Below are 16023 nucleotides of genomic sequence, written 5' to 3'. Positions count from 1 at the left end.
TCGGTGCGGCACTTATTCCACCCGCGATATCGCGGTCGGTTTGAACCCCAGGTCTGCCGCCTTGCCCTTGCGCGCGCGTGCAGCCCGGGCATTGTTCAGGCTGCGGATTTCCAGCGTTTCTTCGCGCGCCTTGCCGCCTCGACCGATGCCCTCGATTTTCACGCTGCGGGTGTAGGCCGCCGCACCAGCCAGGGTGTCCTTGGCATCCAGGTCGATCAGCATCAGGCCACGGCCACCGGCCGGCTGGGTCTTGAGCTCACTGATCTCAAAAGTCAGAATGCGCCCCGCCGTGGAGGCGCAAGCCACATGTGTGGCCGGGTTCAGTGGCAATGTCCCGCTGTTGCCCGAGACATGGGAGGGTTTGCAGATCGCCTCCCCTTCACCGCAACTGATAAAAGCCTTGCCGGCTTTCAGGCGCGATGTCATGTTTTCGACGGTCGCCAGGAAGCCGTAGCCGCCGCTGCCACTGAGCAGCAGCGTCGCGCCGGCCGGGCCGGCAAAATAGTGGGCCGGCTGGGTACCGGCTTCGAGTTCGATCAGCGTGGTCACCGGTTGCCCGTCACCACGCGCGCCGGGCAACATCGCCACCGGAATCGAATACACGCGCCCCGTGCCTTTGGCCGCCGTGCCGAACACCAGCAGGGTATCGACCGTGCGGCATTCAAAGGTGCTGTACAGGCCGTCTCCGGACTTGAAGGCAAAACTCGCTGCGTCGTGGCCGTGGCCGCTGCGCGCACGCACCCAGCCTTTGGCGCTGACCACCACGGTCACCGGCTCATCAAGTACCTTGACTTCAAGAACGGCTTTTTTCTCGGCCTGGATCAGCGTGCGGCGCGGGTCTGCAAACTGTTTGGCATCCACCTCGATTTCCTTGATCATGAGGCGGCGCAACGCCGCCGGGCTGCCCAGGATTTCCTCGAGCTTGCCCTGCTCTTCGCGCAGGCCCTTGAGCTCCTGCTCGATCTTGATGGCTTCGAGCCGCGCCAGTTGGCGCAGGCGGATTTCAAGAATGTCTTCGGCCTGCCGGTCACTGAGATTAAAGCGCGCAATCAGCGCCGCCTTGGGTTCATCGGACTGGCGGATGATGGCAATCACCTCGTCAATATTGAGCAGCACCAGCTGGCGTCCCTCAAGGATGTGGATGCGGTCCAGCACCTTGTTCAAGCGGTGTTGCGAGCGCCGCTCAATCGTGGTCTGGCGGAAGCTGATCCACTCGGTCAGCATCTGCCGCAAGTTTTTCTGCGTTGGCCGACCGTCCAGCCCGACCATGGTCAGGTTGATGCTCGACGAACTCTCAAGGCTGGTGTGTGCCAGCAAGGTGGTGATCAGCTCGCTCTGGCTGATGCGACTGGTCTTGGGCTCGAACACCAGGCGCACGGCGGCGTCCTTGCTGGACTCGTCACGCACCACATCGAGCACGGCCAACACGGTCTGCTTGAGCTGGACCTGGTCCAGGCTCAGCGCCTTCTTGCCGGCCTTGATTTTCGGGTTGGTGATTTCTTCAATTTCTTCCAGCACACGCTGCGTGCTGACGCCGGGCGGCAGCTCCTGCACAACGAGTTGCCACTGGCCGCGTGCCAGTTCCTCGATCTTCCAGCGCGCGCGCACCTTGAGCGAGCCGCGCCCGCTGCTGTAAGCCGCCGCGATCTCGGCGGAGGTGGAGATGATCTGACCGCCGCCTGGGTAATCCGGCCCGGCGATCAGCGTGTAGAGCTCGTCGTCGGACAGTTTGGGCGTCTTGATCAGCGCAATGCAGGCGTCGGCGATTTCGCGCAGGTTGTGGCTCGGGATCTCGGTGGCCAGGCCGACGGCAATACCGCTGGCGCCGTTGAGCAGGGTGAAGGGCAAGCGCGCCGGCAACAGGCGCGGCTCCTCAAACGAGCCGTCGTAATTGGGCACAAAGTCGACCGTGCCTTCGTCGAGTTCGTCAAGCAGCAACGTCGTTATTTTCGACAGCCGCGCCTCGGTATATCGCATGGCAGCAGCGCCGTCGCCGTCTCTGGAGCCAAAATTGCCCTGCCCATCTATCAGCGGGTAACGCTGGCTGAAGTCCTGCGCCATGCGCACCATCGCGTCATACGCCGCCTGGTCGCCGTGCGGATGGTATTTGCCGAGCACATCGCCGACCACCCGCGCGCTTTTAACCGGCTTGGCGCCGCTGTTGCCGGAAAAGCCCAGTCCCATGCGCGCCATCGAATACATAATGCGGCGCTGCACCGGTTTCTGGCCGTCGCAGACATCGGGCAAGGCCCGGCCCTTGACGACACTCAGGGCGTATTCAAGGTAGGCGCGTTGGGCATAAGCGGCCAGGGATTCCTGGTCGGGTGACTCGGGGCTTGAAAGCGGGGCAGGCGTGAATAAGTCGTCCATCGGGGCTCAAAATGAAAAAGTATCGGGCTCGAAAAATCGGGAAGGCCCCACCGGCAAGGCAGGCCACGGCAGGGATTATGGGCTCAGAACTGGCTGGCGGTGGGCGCTTGCGGCCTGCGCACCTGCCCGCCGCCAAACAGCAAAATGCTGCGCGAGCGGTGGGTGTCGGGCCAGGCGCTGAAGTGGCCGGTCAAGCTGCGCAGCCAGTACTGAGTTGATGCCGCATTGTCCAGCATCTGCACCTTCAGGTCGGTGACAATCACACGAAACTGCAGTGCCACACCCGGCAGGAAGGCGCTTTCAATGCGCAGGCCGCTGACCACCAGCTTGGTGGCCAGGGAGTCCACCTCGGCGTTGTCCTGCAAGTCCTGGGCAAGCACCGCGAACAATTGCTCACCAATACGGGCGGCGGTGTCGCTGTCGCTGACTGCCCGCCGCACGCGGCTGGCTGCTTCCAGCACAATTTTTTCTTTCGCATCCGGGCCCAGTTCTTTGAGCAGGCCGGCCAGGTTCTGAACCTCGATCAGGTACAGCGCGCCACCGTGCGCTACGCGCTGCGCCCGCGCCACGGCCGGTCGCAAGCGATCAATCAGCACGGCCAGGCTGTCCAGCCCGGTCAGCGGGTCCGTCACCCTTGCAGCCGCGCCACGCAAGCGGCTTTCATTGAGCATGCGGCTGCGCCACACCAGCGCCAGGTAGCTGGGTGGCAACTGCAGCAACAACATCATGGCCACCGGCCAGTAGTTAGCCTGAACACCCGCACTGCCAGACAAAAACAGCACGGCAACAACAGCGCCGCCGAGGTGGCCAAGCAACAGCCACCACTTCCAGGGCCCTGAGATACGCCAGGCAGGCAGGCACAGGTACAGCCAGGACAGTGCCAGCAGCGCGGCCAGGCCATAACTGCTGGACATGACAGCCAGCGGGGAGCTGTCAAGCACCCGCAGCGCTGCAATCGACACGGCCAGCAATGCGGCTAAAGCAATGACCGCCTTGCCAGCAGCACTGACCTGACGCCTTCTGAGCAGCCAGGCGTGCAGCCCGGCGACGCAGGTGGGGCCGAGAATCAGCAAGACGCTTTCAACTGCATCCGCCGGCCACAACATCTGGCGGCCAGCCACCAATATCAGCATGACCACCAGCAGATAGCCCCCCAGCGCAAAAAGGGTAGGCTCGTCGTAAGCGTAGGCAATGATCAGGCTGAACAGCAGCACCAGGCCCAGAACACCCGCTGCGACGCCGAGGACAAACACCTCAGGGCTGAAAACCGGGTTCAACTCAGTCTCGCTCGATGCGGAACTCAGGCGCCACCGGGCTCTGCACGATCAGCGTCGGCAAGTTGTTGCCGCGGCCAGAAGCACCACCCACAGGCTGGGAAGAGGATTTTGCCGTACCGCCCATCATCTCCATGCGGACGCGCCCCGCCGCGCGGCGCGAGTCGCCAATCAGGGCTGGCGGTTTGAGGTGGGCATACAGCTGCATCACGGTCTTGACGTAGTTTTTGGTCTCGGGGTAGTTCGGGATCTTGTTGCCCGCACGCTGGACGGCACCCTCGCCCGCGTTGTATGCCGCTACCGCCAGCTCCAGCTGGCCAGGGAACATGTCGATCAAATCGCGCAGGTAGCGCGAGCCGGCGTGGATATTGGTTTTGGGATCGGTCAGTTTTTTCTCGATGGCGCTGTTTTTGTCGGCCCGCACACCATAACGCTGGGCGGTAGGCGGCATCAGCTGCATCAGGCCGACCGCACCTTTGGGTGAAACGGCATGGGTGTTGAAGCCGGATTCGGTCGCGATCAAGGCCTGCAACAGCTCATAGTCAATGTTCTGCGCCACCGAAGCGTCGCGCAGCAGATGTTTGACGGCCTTGTAATTGGGCGAAACATCAAAAAATGCCAGCAGCTTGGGCGGCGCGCCCGGCACGCCGTAACCCGCGTAAGCCGCAGCGCTGCTGCGGCCGGGAACACCCCGGCTGGTGTCAAACGTCTCGCCGCCGCGAAAAAACAGCTGGTAACGCTCGTCGAGCTTTTCTACCGAAAAGTGTGCCACGCCCTGGCTGTCCACATAACCCCAGACATCGGCGCGCGCCGACGTGCCAGCCAGCAACGTGGCCGCGAAAATCATTAAAAATGATAGCTGCTTGCGCATGCCCCATAGGGGCTGAAGCCACTTGTGACTGCTAAAAACAGTCATCCGGGAAGGCAATACATACACAGACGTGTCCTTTAAATATCGATCTCCACGGTGTCACCGTGCAGTTCCATCAATTCGCGCCGCGCTGCGGCTTCGCCTTTACCCATCAGTTTGGTGACCAAGGTCTCAGTCTGGGCAAAGTCCAGATTACCGAGTTGCACGGGCAAAAGGCGGCGGGTGTCAGGATTGAGTGTGGTTTCCCATAATTGTTCCGCATTCATTTCGCCCAGCCCCTTGAAGCGGCTGATCGCCCACGCGCCTTCGCGTACGCCTTCCTTGCGCAATTTGTCCAGAATGGCTGTTAACTCGCCCTCATCCAGCGCGTACGCCTTGGACGCGGGCTTTTTACCGCGGGCTGGGGCGTCCACCCTGAAGAGTGGCGGACGGGCCACATAAATATGCCCCGCCTCAATAAGTTTGGGGAAATGCCGGAAAAACAAGGTCAGCAGCAACACCTGTATGTGTGAACCGTCCACATCTGCATCGCTGAGGATGCAGACCTTGCCGTAACGCAAACCGCTCAAATCCGGCGAGTCGTCGGGGCCATGGGGGTCGACGCCGATGGCCACCGAGATGTCGTGGATCTCGGTATTGGCAAACAGCCTGTCACGCTCGACCTCCCAGGTGTTGAGCACCTTGCCGCGCAGCGGCAGGATGGCCTGGCTTTCCTTGTCCCGGCCCATTTTGGCGCTGCCGCCGGCAGAGTCGCCCTCCACCAGAAACACCTCGTTGTGCGCCAGGTCGCGGCTTTCGCAATCGGTCAACTTGCCGGGTAACACGGCCACGCCGGAGCCTTTGCGTTTTTCAACCTTCTGGCCGGCTTTCTGGCGCGTTTGTGCGGCCTTGATGGCCAATTCGGCCAGTTTTTTGCCGTAGTCAACGTGGTGGTTGAGCCAGAGCTCCAGCGCAGGGCGCACAAAACTCGAGACCAGCCGCACCGCATCGCGCGAATTGAGCCGCTCCTTGATCTGGCCCTGGAACTGCGGGTCGAGCACCTTGGCGCTCAGGACGTAGCTGGCACGCGCAAACACATCTTCGGGCAACAGCTTCACGCCTTTGGGCAACAGCGAATGCAAATCGACAAAACTCTTGACGGCCTGAAACACGCCATCACGCAGACCGCTCTCATGGGTGCCGCCGGCGCTGGTCGGGATCAGGTTGACGTAACTCTCGCGCACCGGCTGGCCGTCTTCCGTGAAGGCCAGACACCACTGAGCGCCCTCGCCTTCGGCAAAACTGTCGTGCGCCGCGTCGGCAAAACCTTCGCCTTCAAACAACGGAATCACCGGGTCCGCATTCAGGGTCTGCATCAGGTAGTCGCGCAAGCCGCCTTTGTAAATCCAGGTCTGCACTTCTTTGGACTTTTCCACAACCAGCGTCACGGTGACGCCGGGCATCAGAACCGCCTTGCTGCGCAGCAGGTGGGTCAGTTCAGCCATCGGCAGCGCGGAGGCTTCGAAGTATTTGGTGTCCGGCCACGCGCGCACGGTGGTGCCGCACTTGCGGTCGCCGTCGCCGGCCTTGCGCAGGTGAAGTTTTTCCAACACATCGCCGCCTGAAAACACCAGCCGAGCGACCATACCGTCACGGTAAGACGTGGCCTCCAGCCGCTTGGACAGCGCATTGGTGACGCTGACACCAACGCCGTGCAAACCGCCGGAAAAGCTGTAGGCACCGCCCTTGCCCTTGTCAAACTTGCCGCCGGCGTGCAGGCGGGTGAACACCAGCTCAATCACCGGCGCTTTTTCTTCGGGGTGCAGGCCGTAGGGTATGCCGCGTCCGTCGTCTTCAATGCTGACCGATCCGTCCGTATGCAAGGTGACCTTTATCTTCTTGCCGTGGCCGGCCAGCGCCTCGTCGGCCGAGTTGTCCAGCACTTCCTGGATGATGTGCAGCGGATTGTCGGTGCGCGTGTACATGCCCGGCCGCTGCTTGACGGGCTCCAGGCCCTTGAGCACGCGGATCGAGCCTTCGGAATAGTCGTTGGGGGTGTGGGTCGCCATGGGAGGGAGATTGTAGCCCCGGAGGATTTCAAAGCTGGATAAATACACAGTCCCCTCTCGATCCGTTCCCCGCTGATGCGCTGCGCGCATCAATGACGGGAAAAACTTTCAAAAACGGGCGTCCATGCCTTTGGGTACATTCAACGGATGCAATCGCCCGGCCGAAATCTCTCCATGACCCAGGTGCTGCTGTGCGGCGCCATCATCGTCACCCTGTCCATGGGCATTCGCCACGGTTTTGGCCTGTGGCTGCAGCCTATCACCCAGGAGCAGGGCTGGACGCTACAGACCTTTGCTTTTGCGATTGCGGTGCAAAACCTGTCCTGGGGGGTGTTCGGCATTTTTGCCGGCATGCTGGCCGACCGTTTTGGCGCGTTCCGCGTGATCATCGTCGGCGCGCTGCTGTATGCCTTGGGCCTGGTTGGCATGGCGCTGTCGCCCACCGGCCTGCTGTTCACCCTGACGGCCGGTTTGCTGATTGGTGCGGCCCAGGCTGGCACCACCTATGCCGTGATTTACGGGGTGATCGGGCGCAACATACCGGCCGAAAAGCGCTCCTGGGCCATGGGTGTGGCCGCAGCGGCCGGGTCGTTCGGGCAGTTTCTGATGGTGCCGGTCGAGGGCCTGCTGATCAGCAGTCTGGGCTGGAAGCAAGCCCTGTTGGTGCTGGGCGGCGCCGTGCTGCTGATTGCGCCGCTGGCGTTTGGCTTGCGCGAGAAAAGTTTTGGCGGCGGCTCCGCGGCGCCGCGCGAGCAGACCATTGTCCAGGCGCTCAAGGAAGCCCTCAAGTACCCCAGCTTTCAATTGCTGATGGCGGGGTATTTCGTCTGCGGCTTTCAGGTGGTGTTTATCGGCGTGCACATGCCGAGCTACCTGCGCGACAAGGGCTTGTCGCCACAGGTGGCCAGTTACGCGCTGGCGCTGATAGGGCTGTTCAACGTGTTTGGCACCTACATTGCCGGCAGCCTCGGCCAGCGGCTGCCCAAGCGCAAAATCCTGGCGTTTATCTACCTGGCGCGCTCGGTGGTGATTGCGGTGTTTCTGCTGGCGCCACTGAGCCCGGCCAGCGTGTATATTTTTTCCAGCCTGATGGGTCTGCTGTGGCTGTCCACCGTGCCGGTGACCAATGCGGCGGTGGCGCAGATTTTTGGCGTCGCGCATCTGTCCATGCTCAGTGGTTTTGTGTTTTTCAGCCACCAGATCGGCTCATTCCTCGGCGTCTGGCTGGGTGGGCTGCTGTACGACCGCACCGGCAGCTACAACATCGTCTGGTACATCACGATTGCCCTGGGCGTATTGGCGGCGCTGGTCAATCTGCCTGTGCGCGAGTCTGCCATCGTTCGGCCACGCGCGGCCGGTCTGCCGCAGGGCGCCTGACATGACCCGCAGGCTGGCCCTCTATGCACTGGCGGTCGCCGCCGCGCTGGCAGTGTTTGCCCTCTACACTCGGCCGGAGTTTCTGGTCACGCTTGCGAACCAGGTCTGGGCCTGCTTTTAAGTGGGTCCTGGTGATCAACTCGGGCTCTGGCCCAGTAAATATGAGCGTAAGCAGCTATGAAAACTATAGTCATTACCGGTGCCTCTGACGGCATAGGCGCTGAAATGGCGCGGCAACTGGCCCAGTCGGGCGGCAGCCAGATGGCCCTGGTGCTGGCTGCACGCAATGAGACCTTATTGGCAGAAGTAGCGGCCCAATGCGCGGCGCATGGTGCGCAGGCGCTGGTGGTCAAAACCGATGTTTCGGACCCGGTGCAATGCAGGCAACTGATGGGCCGCGCTATCAGCACCTACGGGCGTATAGACGCCTTGATCAACAACGCGGGTATTTCGGCGCAGGCGCTGTTTGCCGAGGTCCAAACCGAGGACCTGCACTGGTACGAAGACCTGATGCGTATCAACCTGTGGGGCAGCGTCTGGTGCACCCATGCGGCCCTGCCCCACTTGAAGCAAAGCCGCGGCAGCATTGTGGCCGTCTCCAGCCTGGCCGGGCTGGTCGGCGTGCCTGGCCGGACCGCTTACAGCGCCAGCAAGTTTGCGATGACCGGTTTTTTTGAAGCCCTGCGCGCAGAACTGAAAAACGCCGGCGTCAGCGTGACAACCGCCTACCCTGGTGTCGTCGCCACGCAGATCCGGTACCGTGGTTTCAACGCCGCCGGCAGGCCCGCTGGCGCCAGTGGGCTCAAAGAAGACGATGCGATGAGTGTCGAGACCTGTGCCCGTCTGATCCTTGAGGCCATGAACCGGCGGGAGCGCGAGGTGGTGATGACCGCCAAAGGCAAACTGGGGCGCTGGCTCAAGCTCCTGATGCCGGGCGCGGTCGAAAACATCGCGCTGGCGGCGCTCAAGGACGAGGTCAAACCCAAGTGAGTGCCACGCCCCAGCCTGTTGTTCCCCTCAGTCCACACGGCAGCGAAGCGCCTTCGGCCTGGGTGCAGCGCTGGTCGCACCTGGTGCGCCCCGGCGGAACAGTGCTGGACGTCGCCTGCGGTCAGGGCCGCCATGCCTGGTGGTTTTACAAGCGAAATCACCCTCTGGCCCTTGTAGATCGGGCGCAAGCAGCTATGGATTCGATAGCAATCCCGGCAAAATCCTGCGAGAAAATTGTCGCCGACATCGAGGCCGGTCCCTGGCCGTTTGCAGGCCGCCAGTTCGACGCCGTGGTGGTGACGAATTACCTGTGGCGCCCCCTGATGCCGACCCTGCTGGACAGCCTGGCACCCGGCGGCGTACTGATCTACGAAACCTTTGCGCAAGGCAATGAGACGGTGGGCAAACCTTCCCGTCCGGATTTTCTGCTGCGCACCGGCGAGCTGCTGGCCGCGTGCAACGGGTTGCGCGTGGTGGCTTATGAAGACGGTTTCGAGGAAGCCCCTCCGCGCTTTACACAGCGGATTGCCGCGCTGCGGGAACCGGCGGCCATTGCGGCGGTCCCAAGGTACTGGCTGACCCCTCGCACTGAGTAGAATGCGGGATTGGCTTTTGAGCAGGACCGACTTCCCGAGCCTCCCCTTCCCTGACACATCCACATGAAAACCATCACCGGCAGCATCGTTGCACTCGCTACTCCCCTGCATGAAGACGGCAGCGTGGATTACCCGAGCCTGCGCAAGCTGGTGGACTGGCACATTGCCGAAGGCACCGACTGCATCGGCGTGGTGGGCACCACCGGCGAGTCACCCACCGTCACGGTCGAAGAACACTGCGAAATCATCCGCGTCTCGGTCGAGCAGGCCAAAACCCACGGCAGCAAGGCCGTGCCCATCATGGCCGGTTGCGGCGCCAATTCCACCGCGGAAGCCATAGAGCTGGCCCGCTTTGCAAAAAAAGTCGGCGCCGATTGCCAGTTGCAGGTCGTGCCCTATTACAACAAGCCCACCCAGGAAGGCCAGTACCGCCACTTCCGGGCGATCTCCGAAGCCGTCGATTTGCCGATGGTGCTGTACAACGTCCCTGGGCGCACGGTAGGCGACATGCTGCACGCCACCGTGCTACGCCTGGCGCAGGTGCCCGGCATTGTCGGCATCAAGGAAGCCACCGGCAACATTGAGCGCGCGCAGTGGCTGATCAAGGAAGCACCGACCGGTTTTGCCATCTATTCCGGAGACGACCCGACCGCCGTCGCACTCATGCTGTGCGGCGGGCAGGGCAACATCAGCGTCACAGCCAATGTGGCGCCGCGCCTGATGCATGATTTGTGTGTTGCGGCGATTGCGGGCGATACACACGCGGCCATGAAAATCCAGCTTCAGCTGCTGCCGCTGCATAAAAACCTCTTCGTCGAAGCCAACCCGATCCCGGTGAAATGGGCCATGGCCCGTATGGGCCTGTGCGGCGGCACCTTGCGCCTGCCCATGACGCCGCTTGAAACTGCCAACGAAGCCGCTGTCGAAAATGCCCTGCGTATTTGCGGCCTGATCTGATTTTTAAGGAAACCCCCGTGATGACATTGCACATGCTCGCCGCCTCCAGGACTGTTTCTGCGCCCCGTTTTGTTGCCCCGCTGCTGGTACTGGCCGCCACGTTTTTGTTCTCCGGCTGCTCGTCCTTTAGCGAGGCTCTCCAGGGCGACAAGGTGGACTACAAAAGCGCTGGCAAGGGGCCATCGCTGGAAATCCCGCCGGATCTGACCCAGCTCTCGCGCGACACCCGCTATGTAGTGCCTGGCAGCTCTGTGACCGCCAGCGGTTATCAGGTCGGCCAGACCACGCAGTCCGTGCCCACGGCAGCGTTGACGGTGGGCGATGTGCGTATTGAACGCTCGGGCAGCCAGCGCTGGCTGGTGGTCAACCGCCCCGCCGACAAGCTGTGGGGCCCGGTGCGCGAGTTCTGGCAGGAAAGCGGCTTCCTGATGGCGGTAGAGCAGGAAAACCTCGGCATCATGGAAACCGACTACGCTGAAAACCGCGCCAAACTGCCGCAGGATTTCATACGCGCCTCACTTGGCAAACTGCTGGACAGCCTTTACTCCACCGGCGAGCGCGACAAGTTTCGCACCCGGCTGGAGCGGACCCCGAGTGGCGGTACGGAAATTTACATCAGCCACCGCGGCATGGTCGAGGTGTTGACCGGCACCCTGCGAACACCGCAAAAAAGCGACGGTACCGTTTGGCAGCCGCGTCCGGCCGATCCTGAGCTCGAAGCCGAATTTCTGCGCCGTCTGATGGTCAAGCTGGGCGTCAGCCAGGAGCAGTCCAAGGCGCTGATCGCCACCAACGCGTCGCGCCAGACTTCGCGCGTGGGCAAAGTCGACAACATGCCTGTGGTTCAGCTCGATGAGGGTTTTGACCGCGCCTGGCGCCGTGTGGGTCTGGCCCTGGACCGCACCGGCTTCACGGTTGAAGACCGTGACCGCGCCCAAGGCACTTATTTTGTGCGTTATGTCGAGCCAACTGGCGACAAAAAAGAGCCCGGCTTTTTCAGCAAGCTCTTCAGCAGCTCTTCGACGGGGGTAGCGCCGCTCAAGTACCGCATTGCGGTGCGCAGCCAGGGTGAATCAACCACCGTGTCCGTGCTCAACGCACAGGGCGCGCCAGAAGCATCTGCCAATGCCCAGCGCATTGTCCAGGTCATCGCTGACGACCTGAAATAAGCCGGCACCGGGGCCCCCAGGGGCAGGCGCTGGCCCTACTGACTGCACCCCGATGCTGCGATTCAAAAGCCTGGGCAGCGGCAGCACCGGCAACGCCACGCTGATCGAGGTCACGGGTCACAAGCCGACACGCCTGCTGGTCGATTGCGGACTGGGGCTCAGGCAGCTGTCGGCCCGCCTGGCCGAAGCAGGCCTGGCCGATGACGCCATTGACGCGATCTTCATCACCCACGAACACAGCGACCATATCGGCTGCGCGCGCCCGTTTGCGCTGCGCCACCGGGTACCGGTGTGGATGAGCCGCGGCACCTGCGAAGGCATCGGATCACCTGACTTTGATGGCCTGCTCCAGACCGCGTGCGACGGGCAGACCATCAGCCTCGGCGATCTGCAGATCATGCCTTTTACAGTGCCGCACGACGCCCGCGAGCCCCTGCAGCTGACCTGCACAGATGGCGCAAGCAAACTGGGCGTGCTGACCGATCTGGGCCACGCTACGGCCCATCTGCTGGCACACCTGGCCGGTTGTGACGCACTGCTGCTGGAATGCAACCACGACACCGACCTGCTGTCTCAGTCGGCTTACCCGCCTTTTCTGAAAAAGCGAGTCGGCGGCCTCTACGGCCACCTGTCCAATGACGCAGCGGGCGCCATAGCCAGGTCCGTGGCACATGCAGGGCTCAAGTGCCTGGTCGCAGCCCACCTGAGTCAGCAAAACAACCGGCCGGACCTGGCGCGTCAGGCCATGGGAGACGCGCTGGGCAGCCGAGCGGAAGTCGTGGTGGCAGATGCCAGCGCGGGCACGCGCTGGATTGCGATGTAAACCCGACAATCCGCTGATCCCTTTTGCGCGTCCTTGGCCACTTCGTGTGCGCAGAATGCAAAAAGCCGCCCGAGGGCGGCTTTTTGGCGCATAGAAGTGAATTACTTCTTCGCGTCGCTGGCAGCTTGCATGGCGGCAGCAGCGGCATCGGTTGCCACGGTGGCGGCGGCGCCAGCAGCAGATGCGGAACCCGCTGCGGCAGAAGCAGAACCGGCGGCGGCAGATGCCTCGGCAGCTGGAGCCACAACAGCAGGAGCTGGTGCAGGCACAACAACCACAGGGGCTTCTTCTTTCTTGCCGCAAGCGGCGAGGGCGACAGCAGCAACGATGGCGGCCAGAACGAGGGACTTGTTCATTTGAGATGATCCTTGATGAATGAGAAAAACAATTTCCGGAAACTGTCAAAAAAAAACCCAAATCGACAGATTCGAGTTTTTCCGGGGAGAGGAAGACCGGCGCTCACTTCACCCACCCGCCTAGTATATGCGGGTTTGCACGAGCGTAAAAACCCTAGGAAAGCTCCGGGCACCCAAGTGGTGCCTTTTCAGGCCCTCAAATGCCCAATGTGGTGGCGGCAAAAGCCGGGCTGCTTCTCTGCAACTTCTCCGCCAGCCTCTCCCTGAGTGCAAGGCGGCGCGCCGCCTCCGGGCCGGCCACGCCCGTGCTGCGGACCAGGTCCATGCGTTCAAACACCCACACCGGGCTCCAGAAGGCGCTGGGCAGATCGCTGGCAGACACCGACCCGCTGCTGCGGCATTCGATGATGTGGGACCAGGTACGCCGCCAGCTCACAAAACGCGCATGCCGACGCACCACTTCGTCATAGTTTTGCGCCAGCATGGTCAGCTTGCGCCCGGTTGCGGCCCAGTCATGGAGTGACTGCGCCACGCTGCGCTCGCCCAGGGGCCAGTCTTCAAAGTTTGCGTCACACACAATGATTTCGCGCCAGCCTTCTTCGGCCGCCAGGGCAAATGAGCGCCGTACCAGCTCGGCAAATTCAAGACGGCCCTCAAAGCGTCCGTGCGGCAGCCCAGGCAAGGGCGGTGCTGGTTCCTGGGGTTTGTCCATAGCGTAGGCCTGTTACTCAGACAAGGGGCTGCGCAGTCAGCACCCAGCCATTGGCATGCCAGTCGGAAAGAAGGTCCAGCGCGTCGGGGCTGGCACCGCGCAAATCGGCCAGCGTCAGTCTGCGCTGATCTGCCAGTCGCCGCATCAGGCGCGCATCGGCCCCTTTGGCGCGGTAACTTTCGCCGTTGATGAACACATGGTGGCCGTCGTACATCATGCGGCTGCGCGGGTCCAGGCACAGCCCGCCGGTGCCGCGTGGATTCCAGGCGTCCGAGGGTGTGTCGAACCAGAGCGACGCTTTCGGCTCAGTCAGGTACTCGCCCAGTACACAGGCCAGCGCCAGAGGGTCTTTGAGCGCAGCCTGCACCGCATCCTGCGCAAACCCAATCAGGCTGCCCGGTACGGCAGCAGGTGTGCTGACGGCGGGCTGGGACGGATCACGGTACAAGCGCCGCGCGCCCTCGCCTTGCTGTCGGTCGTCGGCAAAATCGGCCAGGCGCTGCAGCAATTGCCCCGCAAGCCCTCCCTGCTCCGGCGCCTGAAAACCAATGGAGTAGGTCATACAGTCGACGGGCTTGCCATCGCCGCCGGTGCAGGCCTCTGCCAGACCGTCATGGGCATAACGGGGGGGCAAATAAAGCATGTCGCCAGCTTCCAGCAAAAACTCCTGCTCGGGCTCAAAGTTTTGCAGAATTTTCAAGGGCACACCTTGCTGCAGACTGAGATCTTTCTGGCGGCCAATTTTCCAGCGGCGCCGGCCGCTGGCCTGCAACAAAAACACGTCATAACTGTCGAAGTGCGGGCCCACACCACCGCCGCTGGTAGCAAAGGAGATCATCAGATCGTCCAGCCGTGCGTCAGGCACAAAGCGGAACTGCTGCAGCAAGTCATGTGCTGGCCTGTGATGCAGGTCCACGCCCTGCACCAGCAAGGTCCAACCGGGTCTGGCCAGAGCGGGCAGGCTGCGCGGCCCAAACGGTCCCTGCTTCATGCGCCAGCCACTGGCCTGCTGCTGCACCAGACGCGACTCCACCTGCGGCTGTGCGGCCAGAGCAAAAAGTTCTGCACGGCTGAGCACCGGCTTCAAGCCGGATATGGCTGCGCGCACCAGCAAAGGCTTTTTTTGCCAATGACGGCGCATGAATTGCGCCGGGCTCAAACCGGCAAGAAGGGCAAGGGGTTGTTCAACATCCATGGGACAATTGTGCGATGAAAATCACCCCGCAATGCGTCGTTGGCCTGACCTGGACGCTGAAAGATACTTTGGGCGCGATCCTGGACGAGCTGGATGAACCCGTAGAGTTTTTGCTCGGCGGCGACGACCTGCTGGCAAAAATAGAGGAAGCCCTGCAGGGCTACGAAGCAGGCGCCACTGTCAGTCTGCACCTGGAGCCGGAAAGCGCCTTTGGTGACTATGACGAAAACCTGGTCTTTCTGGAAGCGCGCAAGCTGTTTCCCTCAGAGCTGGAAGAAGGCATGACTTTTGATGGCGCGGCGCTGCCGGCGGGTGTCAATCCCGAAACCCCGCGCGAACACATCTACACGGTCACTGAAATTTACCCAGAACATGTGGTGCTCGACGGCAATCACCCGCTGGCCGGCATCGCCATCCGCTTGCGCCTGAAGGTCGAATCGGTGCGTGAGGCCACCGAAGACGAAATCGGCCAGGGCTCGCTCGGTACCGGCTTCTTCCGGCTGGAAGCGCAAGCCCCTGGTAACAACACGCTCCACTGACTGGCTCGCACATGAAAAAGCCGCCAGACCTTGAGGGCCTGGCGGCTTGATTTGAGACAGCAGGTGTTTACAGAATGCGGTACAGCTGGTTGTTCTCGATCTTCACACGGTCACCAATGCGCAGATCGCCAAAAGCGGGTACGTCAAAGGCGCGCGCCACGCCGTTGTCCAGCTGGACAGAGATGCGGTAGCTTTCGTTGACAGGCTGCGTGTTCCGGCTTTTCTCGATCGCATTGCCTGCAACCGCGCCGCCCACGGCACCAATGACGGTGGCGGCCGTGCGGCCGCTGCCGCCGCCAATCTGGCTACCTACTACAGCACCGGCGACGCCGCCCAGCACGGCACCCACGCCGGAACCACGGGCCTGCTCTTGCGAACGCAGGACTTCGACATTGCTCACCCGGCCATATTCCACATAGTTGCCCTGCGGGGTTTGAACCGGGTAGGTTGTCTGCGGGTAGGTGGCTGGGTAGTTGGACACTGGCGCCGGCTGGCTCATGGGCGCTGCACAAGCGGCCAGACCTGCCACGACCAGCACGGAAGAAACAACAGAAACAAAACGGGTAGTTGGGCGCATGAAAATCTCCTGTGAGTAAAAGGGTTCCCGGGGCTGCCCGCTTCTTGGCCTTGAGAGCATCGAAGCGGTTGGAAGACCCGCACTTCATTACAGGTCTGGTGGCGTCGAGCGACCGTGGGTAGCACGGCTGTCGCAGCGTGGGACCGCCTTGCCGACGGGCGTAGGAAAA

General features: G+C 62.3%; 16 protein-coding genes. 8 read left to right on the top strand and 8 right to left on the bottom strand.

All coding sequences use genetic code 11. The features are described 5' to 3' along the window. Window positions 1-12: 12 nt before the first annotated feature. The 4 genes from parC to Q8L50_RS02540 form a co-directional block, all read right to left on the bottom strand. Window positions 13-2370, bottom strand: coding sequence for a DNA topoisomerase IV subunit A (parC, locus tag Q8L50_RS02555; protein ID WP_305347077.1), 2358 nt, complete (start codon window positions 2368-2370; stop codon window positions 13-15). An 83-nt stretch (window positions 2371-2453) separates the two neighbouring features. Next, entirely contained in the window at window positions 2454-3647 is a 1194-nt protein-coding gene (locus Q8L50_RS02550) for a diguanylate cyclase domain-containing protein (protein ID WP_305347076.1), read from the bottom strand. A gap of 1 nt (window position 3648) precedes the next feature. Further along, window positions 3649-4515 carry a lytic transglycosylase domain-containing protein gene (locus Q8L50_RS02545; protein ID WP_305347075.1) on the bottom strand — a complete coding sequence of 289 codons (867 nt, stop codon included), beginning with the start codon at window positions 4513-4515 and terminating at the stop codon, window positions 3649-3651. A gap of 77 nt (window positions 4516-4592) precedes the next feature. Beyond that, a complete protein-coding gene (locus Q8L50_RS02540) occupies window positions 4593-6563 on the bottom strand; it encodes a DNA topoisomerase IV subunit B (protein WP_305347074.1) in 1971 nt (656 codons plus the stop codon). Between the two features lie 174 nt (window positions 6564-6737). Here Q8L50_RS02540 and Q8L50_RS02535 point away from each other — a divergent pair, with 174 nt between their 5' ends. The 7 genes from Q8L50_RS02535 (at window position 6738) to Q8L50_RS02505 (ending at window position 12475) form a co-directional block, all read left to right on the top strand. After that, entirely contained in the window at window positions 6738-7940 is a 1203-nt protein-coding gene (locus Q8L50_RS02535; RefSeq protein WP_305347073.1) for an MFS transporter, read from the top strand. A gap of 1 nt (window position 7941) precedes the next feature. Then, window positions 7942-8061, top strand: a complete 120-nt coding sequence (locus Q8L50_RS02530; RefSeq protein WP_305347072.1) for a twin-arginine translocation signal domain-containing protein — start codon at window positions 7942-7944, stop codon at window positions 8059-8061. A 56-nt stretch (window positions 8062-8117) separates the two neighbouring features. Next, window positions 8118-8930 carry an SDR family oxidoreductase gene (locus Q8L50_RS02525; RefSeq protein WP_305347071.1) on the top strand — a complete coding sequence of 271 codons (813 nt, stop codon included), beginning with the start codon at window positions 8118-8120 and terminating at the stop codon, window positions 8928-8930. After that, entirely contained in the window at window positions 8927-9526 is a 600-nt protein-coding gene (locus tag Q8L50_RS02520) for a bifunctional 2-polyprenyl-6-hydroxyphenol methylase/3-demethylubiquinol 3-O-methyltransferase UbiG (RefSeq protein WP_305347070.1), read from the top strand. Before Q8L50_RS02525 ends, Q8L50_RS02520 begins: the two co-directional genes overlap by 4 nt. A 63-nt stretch (window positions 9527-9589) precedes the next feature. Next, window positions 9590-10483, top strand: coding sequence for a 4-hydroxy-tetrahydrodipicolinate synthase (dapA, locus tag Q8L50_RS02515; protein ID WP_305347069.1), 894 nt, complete (start codon window positions 9590-9592; stop codon window positions 10481-10483). 20 nt (window positions 10484-10503) lie between these two features. Next, window positions 10504-11652 (top strand): outer membrane protein assembly factor BamC, encoded by a 1149-nt coding sequence (gene bamC / locus Q8L50_RS02510; protein WP_370869733.1) that lies wholly within the window; start codon window positions 10504-10506, stop codon window positions 11650-11652. Between the two features lie 52 nt (window positions 11653-11704). Further along, on the top strand, window positions 11705-12475 hold the full coding sequence (locus tag Q8L50_RS02505) for an MBL fold metallo-hydrolase (protein WP_305347067.1): 771 nt from the start codon (window positions 11705-11707) through the stop codon (window positions 12473-12475). 101 nt (window positions 12476-12576) lie between these two features. Here the strand turns inward: Q8L50_RS02505 and Q8L50_RS02500 are convergent, their stop codons facing one another. The 3 genes from Q8L50_RS02500 to Q8L50_RS02490 all read right to left on the bottom strand — a co-directional run bounded on the left by Q8L50_RS02500 (window position 12577) and on the right by Q8L50_RS02490 (window position 14738). Next, the gene (locus Q8L50_RS02500; protein ID WP_305347066.1) at window positions 12577-12831 is read right to left on the bottom strand and encodes a hypothetical protein; all 255 of its coding nucleotides are present in this window, start codon (window positions 12829-12831) and stop codon (window positions 12577-12579) included. Between the two features lie 196 nt (window positions 12832-13027). Further along, window positions 13028-13543 (bottom strand): hypothetical protein, encoded by a 516-nt coding sequence (locus Q8L50_RS02495; protein WP_305347065.1) that lies wholly within the window; start codon window positions 13541-13543, stop codon window positions 13028-13030. Window positions 13544-13559: 16 nt separating this feature from the next. Continuing rightward, window positions 13560-14738: a JmjC domain-containing protein gene (locus Q8L50_RS02490; RefSeq protein ID WP_305347064.1), complete on the bottom strand. Its 1179-nt coding sequence runs from the start codon at window positions 14736-14738 to the stop codon at window positions 13560-13562. A 14-nt stretch (window positions 14739-14752) separates the two neighbouring features. Here Q8L50_RS02490 and Q8L50_RS02485 point away from each other — a divergent pair, with 14 nt between their 5' ends. Continuing rightward, window positions 14753-15277 (top strand): peptidylprolyl isomerase, encoded by a 525-nt coding sequence (locus Q8L50_RS02485; protein ID WP_305347063.1) that lies wholly within the window; start codon window positions 14753-14755, stop codon window positions 15275-15277. Window positions 15278-15344: 67 nt separating this feature from the next. On the opposite strand, the gene Q8L50_RS02480 is transcribed toward Q8L50_RS02485, so the two are convergent. Then, the gene (locus tag Q8L50_RS02480) at window positions 15345-15854 is read right to left on the bottom strand and encodes a glycine zipper 2TM domain-containing protein (protein WP_305347062.1); all 510 of its coding nucleotides are present in this window, start codon (window positions 15852-15854) and stop codon (window positions 15345-15347) included. Between the last annotated feature and the right edge of the window lie 169 nt (window positions 15855-16023).

Source organism: Polaromonas sp. (assembly GCF_030680935.1).
GTDB lineage: Bacteria > Pseudomonadota > Gammaproteobacteria > Burkholderiales > Burkholderiaceae_C > Polaromonas.
The sequence above is the reverse complement of the archived record's forward strand: the minus strand, read 5'-3'. Positions and strand labels throughout refer to the sequence as shown.

Excerpts from the sequence above, each read along its gene's own strand:
- parC (WP_305347077.1), bottom strand. The coding sequence starts at position 2,370 with ATGGACGACTTATTCACGCCTGCCCCGCTTTCAAGCCCCGAGTCACCC.
- Q8L50_RS02545 (WP_305347075.1), bottom strand. The coding sequence starts at position 4,515 with ATGCGCAAGCAGCTATCATTTTTAATGATTTTCGCGGCCACGTTGCTG.
- Q8L50_RS02540 (WP_305347074.1), bottom strand. The coding sequence starts at position 6,563 with ATGGCGACCCACACCCCCAACGACTATTCCGAAGGCTCGATCCGCGTG.
- Q8L50_RS02535 (WP_305347073.1), top strand. The coding sequence starts at position 6,738 with ATGACCCAGGTGCTGCTGTGCGGCGCCATCATCGTCACCCTGTCCATG.
- Q8L50_RS02530 (WP_305347072.1), top strand. The coding sequence starts at position 7,942 with ATGACCCGCAGGCTGGCCCTCTATGCACTGGCGGTCGCCGCCGCGCTG.
- Q8L50_RS02525 (WP_305347071.1), top strand. The coding sequence starts at position 8,118 with ATGAAAACTATAGTCATTACCGGTGCCTCTGACGGCATAGGCGCTGAA.
- dapA (WP_305347069.1), top strand. The coding sequence starts at position 9,590 with ATGAAAACCATCACCGGCAGCATCGTTGCACTCGCTACTCCCCTGCAT.
- bamC (WP_370869733.1), top strand. The coding sequence starts at position 10,504 with ATGACATTGCACATGCTCGCCGCCTCCAGGACTGTTTCTGCGCCCCGT.
- Q8L50_RS02505 (WP_305347067.1), top strand. The coding sequence starts at position 11,705 with ATGCTGCGATTCAAAAGCCTGGGCAGCGGCAGCACCGGCAACGCCACG.
- Q8L50_RS02500 (WP_305347066.1), bottom strand. The coding sequence starts at position 12,831 with ATGAACAAGTCCCTCGTTCTGGCCGCCATCGTTGCTGCTGTCGCCCTC.
- Q8L50_RS02495 (WP_305347065.1), bottom strand. The coding sequence starts at position 13,543 with ATGGACAAACCCCAGGAACCAGCACCGCCCTTGCCTGGGCTGCCGCAC.
- Q8L50_RS02490 (WP_305347064.1), bottom strand. The coding sequence starts at position 14,738 with ATGGATGTTGAACAACCCCTTGCCCTTCTTGCCGGTTTGAGCCCGGCG.
- Q8L50_RS02485 (WP_305347063.1), top strand. The coding sequence starts at position 14,753 with ATGAAAATCACCCCGCAATGCGTCGTTGGCCTGACCTGGACGCTGAAA.
- Q8L50_RS02480 (WP_305347062.1), bottom strand. The coding sequence starts at position 15,854 with ATGCGCCCAACTACCCGTTTTGTTTCTGTTGTTTCTTCCGTGCTGGTC.